This is a genomic window from Desulfovibrio sp. SGI.169, from assembly GCF_050313595.1.
Taxonomy (GTDB): domain Bacteria; phylum Desulfobacterota; class Desulfovibrionia; order Desulfovibrionales; family Desulfovibrionaceae; genus Desulfovibrio.
The window spans coordinates 114,248-121,128 of record NZ_JBNPLS010000007.1; the positions used below are offsets into that span (position 1 = coordinate 114,248).

Consider the following 6,881-nt stretch of genomic DNA (forward strand, 5'->3'; position numbering starts at 1 on the left):
ACCTATGCAGGACGGCATACTGACGGTCCGCGCTCTTACGGAGCAATTGCGCAGAAGCCTGGAGGGGCGTTTCCCTTTTGTCTGGGTGCGCGGCGAGGTAAGCAATCTCTCTCGCCCCGCTTCCGGGCATATTTATTTCAGTCTCAAGGATCAGGACGCTCAATTGCAGTGCGTCTGGTTTCGGAGCCAGCAGCGTCAGGCGGAGCAGGGTCAGTCTTTTGACCCTCTCACCGGCGAGGTTTTCGACAGCCCTCGGCCCTCGCCGCTGGAATTGCTGCGCAACGGGCTGAACATGCTCTGTGCCGGGCGAATCAGCCTATATGCGCCTCGCGGCCAGTATCAACTGCTGGTGGAGCTGGCGCAGCCTGCCGGTCAGGGGCTGCTGGCCCAGGCATTTGAAGAGCGCAAGCGCCGGCTGGCGGCCGCCGGCTATTTCGCGCAGGGGCGCAAACGCCTTCCGCCCTGGAACCCGCAACGCGTGGCCCTGATCACCTCGCCCAGCGGCGCGGCTGTCCATGACTTTCTGGAGCTGGCCCGCGACCGGGGCAGCGGGGCGCAGATACGCCTTTTTCCGGCTTCGGTGCAGGGAGAGGAGGCCGCCCCTGAGATTGTCCGGGCCCTGAAAGCGGCCAACGACCAGGATTGGGCGCAGGTTGTCGTGCTGATTCGGGGCGGCGGTTCGCTGGAAGACCTCTGGGCCTTCAATGAAGAGACTGTGGCCGAGGCGGTTTTTCATTCGCGCCTGCCTGTGGTGGCGGGCATCGGCCATGAAGTGGACGTGACCCTGGCGGATATGACCGCCGATCTGCGCGCGGCCACGCCTTCACACGCGGCGCAGTTGCTCTGGCCACAGCGCGCTGAACTCAGGCAACGTCTGGATGAGAGCGTGGCGGCCCTGCGGCGGGCTTTTGCCGCGCGCCTTGAGCGGGAGGAACTGGCCCTGCGGGAGTGTGAAAACGCTTTGCGCTGGTTTTCTCCCCAACGCCATCAGGCGCGGCTGGCTGAGCGTCTGGAGCGCCTGTCCCTGACATTGCGGGGCGCGGCCCGGCAATGGCTGCTGAATAAATGGCGTCTTCTGGCCGGGCTGGAGCGCTCCCGACGGGCCGCGCCGAGCCTGGGGCGCGTGGACGCTCTTCAGGCGCGTCTGAGTCTGTTGCGCGCCGCGCTGGATGCGGCTCTGCCCCACAGCCTGAGCAATGCGGAGCATTCGCTGGCCCTGGCGCGAAACGGTTTGCGGTCAGCGGGCGCAGCCTGGCTCGAAAAGCGCTTCCGCCATCTGGAAAATCTTGAAAACGCGCTGGCGGCCAATGACCCGCTGGCGCCGCTGCACCGGGGCTATGCCCTGGTGCGTACGGCGCGGGGGGGGATTCTGCGCTCGGTCGGGCAGACGACTTCGGGCCGGGAAATTGAGGTGCGGCTGGCCGACGGTCGTCTGAGCGCCGTGGTCAAGCGCATCAGCCCGGATGCCGCGCAATCCGGAGAGGAAAACATATGAAAAGCCTGTTTGCTCGCATCATGTGCCGCCTGGCCTTATGTGTGATCTGTCTTATGCTTGGTGTTCCAGCTCTGGCCGGCGTGCGCCTGGAAGCGCCGGCAAGGGCCGCCAGAGGCGACGCGTTTTTTGCCCTGGCGGTTTCCGATCAGCCGGCGGAGTGTTTTGTCTTTTTGTGGCGGGGCAAGGCTTTTGCGGCCAGGGCCGAGCTTGCCGACGAAGCCGGCGGCCAGAACAGCGCTTTGTGGCGGGCGGCAATTCTGTTGCCCGTGCCTCTGGACGAGAAGGCCGGCAGCCTGGAACTGGGCGTTGCCGCCGCGGCTTTTGACGGCAAGGCAGACAAGGTCGCGCCGCAGGCCCTGACCCGTCTGGAGGTGTATGACAAGGCGCGCCCGGTGCAAAAGCTCACGGTGGATAAAAAATACGTCAACCCTCCGGCTTCGCAGCAGGAGCGGATCAGAAAAGACCGTGAAAAGGTGCGGCAGGCGCTGGCCCGGCCCCTGCCGGAACGCTGCTGGACTCTGCCCCTGGCGCGCCCCGTGCCGGGCGGCGTTTCCAGTCTGTTCGGCATGAAGAGGGTGTTCAACGGCCAGCCGCGCGGCGTGCACCGGGGGCTGGATCTGCGCGGGGCGTCGGGCGCGCCCGTTCAGGCTTGCGCCGACGGTCAGGCGGCTTTGGTGGACAATTTGTATTTTTCCGGCAATGTGGTGTACATCAATCACGGCGAGGGGGTTTTCAGCGCCTACCTGCATCTGTCCGAAGCGCGGGTGGAGCCTGGCGAACGCGTGCGCAGGGGCCAGGTCATCGGCCTTGTGGGGGCCACGGGAAGGGTGACCGGGCCGCATCTGCACCTTTCGCTCATCGTTCAGGGGCATGCTGTGGACCCGCAGCCTCTTCTCGCGGCGGAATGCGCCCCCGCCGCCGTTTCCGCCACGTCCGTCCATACCGGGAGCCAAGCCCAATGAGCGCCGCAAAGGAAAATCTTTTTGAAAAAAAATTGGCCCGACTGCAGGAAATCGTCAGCGCCCTGGAGTCCGGCGACCTGCCGTTGGAAAAGGGCATGGCCCTGTACAAGGAGGGGGCGGAGTGTTCGCGCTTTTGCCGCGAGCGCTTGGAAAAGGCTCGCCATGAGCTTTCCCTCTGGCGGGACGGCGAACTGAAAGCCCTGAATCCGGATGAGATCGGGGGCGCAGCGTGCGGCCGGGAGCCGCAGGAGGCGGAATAGCCATGATGCCCGTGGATGAAATGAAAAGCCTGCTCAAGAGCCGGGGGCGGGATGTGGAGGCCTATCTGGCCACCTGCCTGGAGGGTCGCGACATGCCGCCGCGCTTGAAGGAATCCATGCTCTACAGCCTTCAGGCCGGGGGCAAGCGGCTGCGTCCGGCGCTCTGCCTGAGCTGCGCGGCTCTCTGTGGCCTGGAGCCGCGCAAAGCTCTGCCCTTTGCCGCGGCCATTGAGATGATTCATACCTATTCCCTGATTCATGATGATCTGCCCGCTATGGACGACGATGATCTGCGGCGCGGCAAACCCTCCAATCACAAGGCTTTTGATGAGGCCACGGCCATTCTGGCCGGGGACGGGCTGCTGACTGACGCTTTTTTGATCATGTGCCGCGCGCCGCTGGCGTCGGACGTGTTGCTTCGCGCCGTGGCCGAGCTGGCCCTGGCCGCGGGCGCGTCCGGCATGGTGGGCGGGCAGGAATGGGACATGATTTATACCGGTCGCTCTCGGGTCAGCCTTGAGGAACTGCGGGGCATGCACGCCATGAAGACCGGGGCGCTGTTGCGGGCCTCCTGCGTGTGCGGCGGCCTGCTGGCCGGGGCGGACGCGGCCGCGCTGCGCGCCCTCGGCGATTTCGGTTCGGCGCTGGGCGTGGCATTTCAGATTGCCGACGACATTCTGGATGTGGTGGCGGACACTGCCACCTTGGGCAAACCCGCCGGCAGTGACGCGGAGCAGGGCAAGAATACATATCCCTCCCTGGTGGGTCTTGAAAAAAGCCGTGAGCTGGCCCGCGCCCAGGCGGAGGCCGCCCAGGCCGCTCTGGCGGGTTTTGCCGGAAAGGAGGCTGACTTCCTGAGGGCCTTGGCCGAGTACACCGTGAACCGGGCGGCCTGAGATGGCGCGTGAGGCAAAAATGTCCATTCTGGATGGCATTACAGATCCGGCGCAGGTGAAAGAGCTATCCGAACCGGATCTGGAGCGGCTGGCTGACGAGGTGCGCCAGCGCATCATTGACGTGGTGGCGCATAACGGCGGCCATCTGGCCCCCTCACTGGGCGTTGTGGAGCTGACTCTGGCCCTGTTCTCCACCTTTGATCTGAAGAAGGACAGGCTGATCTGGGATGTGGGGCATCAGGCGTATGCCCATAAGCTGCTCACGGGCCGGGCCGACCGTTTTCATACCCTGCGCCTGCTGGGCGGACTGTCCGGTTTTCCGCGTATGGCGGAAAGCCCCTATGACCATTTTGGCGTGGGGCATTCCTCCACCTCCATTTCAGCGGCGCTGGGCATGGCGCTGGCGCGGGATCTTTCCGGTCTGCGTCATCATGTGCTGGCCGTGATAGGGGACGGTTCGCTGACCGCCGGCGAGGCCCTTGAAGGGCTTAATCTGGCCGGGCACATGGGGCGGCGGCTTATTGTCGTGCTCAATGACAATGAGATGTCCATTTCCTCCAATGTGGGCGCGCTTTCCCTGTTTCTGAGCCGCACGCTGTCGCGGCGCTGGGTGCGGCAGACGCGGCGGGAGGTGCTCAGATTTCTGCGCTCCATTCCGCGCATCGGGCAAAAGCTGGCTCTTTACGCCATGCGCGGGGAATGGAGCTTCAAGTCATTCTTCACGCCGGGCATGCTTTTCGAGGCATTCCGCTTCACTTATATCGGCCCGGTGGACGGGCATGATCTTCCGGCGCTGCGGCGTCATCTGCAGATGGCCGCCGCCGTGGAGGACGGCCCCGTGCTGCTGCATGTGCGCACCCGCAAGGGCAAGGGATACGCCCCGGCGGAAAAGAATCCCACCCAGTATCACGGCGTGGGCCTGTTCACGCCGGAAACCGGCCTGCCGGTTGCCTCGTCCTCCCTGCCCACCTTCACTCGCGTTTTCAGCGACACCCTGCTGGAACTGGCGGAAAAGGACGAGCGCATTATCGCCATCACGGCGGCCATGCCCGAGGGCACGGGCACCAACCGTTTTCGCGAGCGCTTTCCTGAACGCTTTGTGGATACGGGCATCTGCGAACAGCACGCCGTGACTTTTGCCGCCGGCCTGGCCAGTCAGGGCTACCGGCCCGCTCTGGCCATCTATTCCACCTTTTTGCAGCGCGGTTACGACCAGGTGGTTCACGATGTCTGTCTTCAGAATTTGCCGGTGACATTCTGTGTGGACCGTGCCGGCCTGGTGGGCGAGGACGGCGCCACTCATCACGGCGTCTTTGACATTGCCTTTCTGCGGCATATTCCGCAAATACGCATGCTGGCACCGCGCGATGAGGATATGTTGCGCCATTGCCTGAAAACCGCCCTGAACGGCGACGGGCCTTATGCGTTGCGCTACCCGCGCGGCGCGGGCTTTGGCGTGCCCCTGACCGGTGAGCCGCGCCTGCTTGCGCCGGGCGAGGGTAATGTGCTGCGCCAGGGCGAAAATATAGCCGTCATTGCCGTGGGCAACCGGGCGCATCCCGCCCTGGAGGCGGCGGCGCTGGCGGAGAAGGAGCTTGGTTTCAGCCCTCTGGTGTTTGACCCTGTCTGGCTCAAACCCCTGCCGGAAGCGCAACTGACGGATCTGGCCCGGCGTTTTGACCGCCTGCTGATTGTGGAGGAAGGCGCGCTGGCCGGGGGCTTTTCTTCGGCGGTGCTGGAATTTTTTAACGATCACGGCTTGCTGCGTGGTCAGCGCATCCGACGGCTGGGCCTGCCTGACTGCTTTGTGGAGCATGGCAAACAGTTGCAACTGCGCGAGATACTGGGCCTGCGCAGCCAGGGCATTTCCCGCGCCATTCTGGAACTGGCCCGCGAAGTCTGAGCGGGCCTGCCGCCATAACGCCGGTATCTGGGCGAGAGATGCGCACAGATGGCGATGTTCATTTCATCAGCCTAGCTGTAATGTTTCAATAGGTTGTTCACCCTCCTCCAATCCGGTAAAGCTGGAAGTGCCAAACAACAGCAACCCGGGAGAGAAGAAGGGTGAACAGCCACAAGAATGCCAAACTTACCGTCAGAGGTCGAGAAGAAATGGTGCGGCGGCTGGAGATAAAATCCGCTGCCGCTGTAGCCGCGGATTATGGCCTGAGTATCCGCACCGTCAGAAAATGGAAGCATCGTTATGCTGTGGGAGGTATCGAGGAGCTTGCGGACGTCAGCTCACGTCCGAAACGATGTCGAAGTCGGCTGACAGGAGAGAATATGGCACGGATACATGGCTTGCGGAAGGAGCGCAAAACCGGAGACGAGATCGTGCTTCTTCTTGGACAGAGCCGCAGCGCCGTGTTCCGGGCGTTGCGCAATTTGGGCCGCTCCAGGGCGCTGATACTGGTTCTGTTGCTGGCCTCAAAGGCTAAGTAAGCAGTGCCCCCGTATCTGGCGCGAACAGATACGGGGTCTAAAGCTTTGGCCTCTGGGGATGTCCCGACCGCCTTCCAGATGGTTTTTCCGCGCGTTGGGCATGCGCAACATTGCCGCGCCCAGATCCACATCCCGCCATTCCAGGCGGAAGAGCTCAGATGGGCCGATACGCGGCCCGGCGCATAATCCCAAAATGACCACACGCTGCACATGCGGCGCGGCAACATCCAGGATCGCCCTGGCCTCCCTGGCGGTGGGCGGAGCAATGCGGCGCGCGCGGGCGCGGGGGAGCCGCAAATCATGCAGGGGATTTGTCGCCAGCAGCCCATTGCGCACCGCCCAATTCAAAGCCGCGCGGAGAATGCCCACACGGCGGTTGACGGTGATCTGAGCGATTCCGCGCAGATGTTGCGCTTCGGAGAAATTGAGGATGTCCCGCCGATTGAGCTGGCCGGCCAGGCGATGGCCAAAAGCCGAAAGCACATGGCTGGCATGGTATCGCGCCTGTCTGATAGTGACCGGATTCGAGTGAGCGAGACGAAAATAACTTTCCAGCAGGTCTTTCACGCTGATCCGGTTCTGGCTGGCTTTCTGTTTGCGGGCTTTACGCAGCAAGGCCCGCTCTTTGGCCGCGATTTCCGCTTGAGCCGCTTCAAAAGCCACGGCCAGAGCCTCGTCGTCAAACCCCTGTGTGTGCTTTTTCCCGGTCCACGGATTCTTCCAGGTCACTACCCACGGTTTTTTCTTGCGGAACTGATGAAATTGAATAGTCATGATCCCTCCTTGAATTTACCAATATTTATCATTGAAATATGTTTATGTATTC

7 protein-coding genes and 1 pseudogene are annotated in these 6,881 nt (G+C 63.1%); 7 read left to right on the forward strand and 1 reads right to left on the reverse strand.

Translation table 11 applies throughout. The annotated features are described in order from the left end of the window. Positions 1 to 4 precede the first annotated feature (4 nt). From xseA to ACQRA4_RS05755, 7 genes and pseudogenes are all read left to right on the forward strand, one after another. Positions 5 to 1,495, forward strand: coding sequence for an exodeoxyribonuclease VII large subunit (gene xseA / locus ACQRA4_RS05725; RefSeq protein WP_427822131.1), 1,491 nt, complete (start codon positions 5 to 7; stop codon positions 1,493 to 1,495). Beyond that, positions 1,492 to 2,457 carry a M23 family metallopeptidase gene (locus ACQRA4_RS05730; RefSeq protein WP_427822132.1) on the forward strand — a complete coding sequence of 322 codons (966 nt, stop codon included), beginning with the start codon at positions 1,492 to 1,494 and terminating at the stop codon, positions 2,455 to 2,457. The genes xseA and ACQRA4_RS05730 overlap by 4 nt, the downstream gene beginning before the upstream one ends. Continuing rightward, entirely contained in the window at positions 2,454 to 2,717 is a 264-nt protein-coding gene (gene xseB / locus ACQRA4_RS05735; protein WP_427822133.1) for an exodeoxyribonuclease VII small subunit, read from the forward strand. The genes ACQRA4_RS05730 and xseB overlap by 4 nt, the downstream gene beginning before the upstream one ends. Before the next feature lie 2 nt (positions 2,718 to 2,719). Beyond that, the gene (locus ACQRA4_RS05740; protein WP_427822134.1) at positions 2,720 to 3,613 is read left to right on the forward strand and encodes a polyprenyl synthetase family protein; all 894 of its coding nucleotides are present in this window, start codon (positions 2,720 to 2,722) and stop codon (positions 3,611 to 3,613) included. A gap of 1 nt (position 3,614) precedes the next feature. Next, positions 3,615 to 5,516 (forward strand): 1-deoxy-D-xylulose-5-phosphate synthase, encoded by a 1,902-nt coding sequence (gene dxs, locus ACQRA4_RS05745; RefSeq protein WP_427822135.1) that lies wholly within the window; start codon positions 3,615 to 3,617, stop codon positions 5,514 to 5,516. Positions 5,517 to 5,677: 161 nt separating this feature from the next. Beyond that, positions 5,678 to 5,884, forward strand: a pseudogene (locus tag ACQRA4_RS05750) (leucine zipper domain-containing protein); the annotation flags it as partial. A gap of 12 nt (positions 5,885 to 5,896) precedes the next feature. Then, complete coding sequence (locus ACQRA4_RS05755; RefSeq protein ID WP_427822139.1) at positions 5,897 to 6,055, forward strand: hypothetical protein; 159 nt, start codon at positions 5,897 to 5,899, stop codon at positions 6,053 to 6,055. Here the strand turns inward: ACQRA4_RS05755 and ACQRA4_RS05760 are convergent. Next, positions 6,041 to 6,829, reverse strand: a complete 789-nt coding sequence (locus ACQRA4_RS05760; RefSeq protein ID WP_427822136.1) for a site-specific integrase — start codon at positions 6,827 to 6,829, stop codon at positions 6,041 to 6,043. The genes ACQRA4_RS05755 and ACQRA4_RS05760 overlap by 15 nt on opposite strands. Between the last annotated feature and the right edge of the window lie 52 nt (positions 6,830 to 6,881).

Bases quoted from the DNA above. Each gene is read 5' to 3' on its own strand.
- xseA (WP_427822131.1), top strand. From the start codon at position 5: ATGCAGGACGGCATACTGACGGTCCGCGCTCTTACGGAGCAATTGCGC.
- ACQRA4_RS05730 (WP_427822132.1), top strand. From the start codon at position 1,492: ATGAAAAGCCTGTTTGCTCGCATCATGTGCCGCCTGGCCTTATGTGTG.
- ACQRA4_RS05740 (WP_427822134.1), top strand. From the start codon at position 2,720: ATGATGCCCGTGGATGAAATGAAAAGCCTGCTCAAGAGCCGGGGGCGG.
- xseB (WP_427822133.1), top strand. From the start codon at position 2,454: ATGAGCGCCGCAAAGGAAAATCTTTTTGAAAAAAAATTGGCCCGACTG.
- dxs (WP_427822135.1), top strand. From the start codon at position 3,615: ATGGCGCGTGAGGCAAAAATGTCCATTCTGGATGGCATTACAGATCCG.
- ACQRA4_RS05760 (WP_427822136.1), bottom strand. From the start codon at position 6,829: ATGACTATTCAATTTCATCAGTTCCGCAAGAAAAAACCGTGGGTAGTG.
- ACQRA4_RS05755 (WP_427822139.1), top strand. From the start codon at position 5,897: ATGGCACGGATACATGGCTTGCGGAAGGAGCGCAAAACCGGAGACGAG.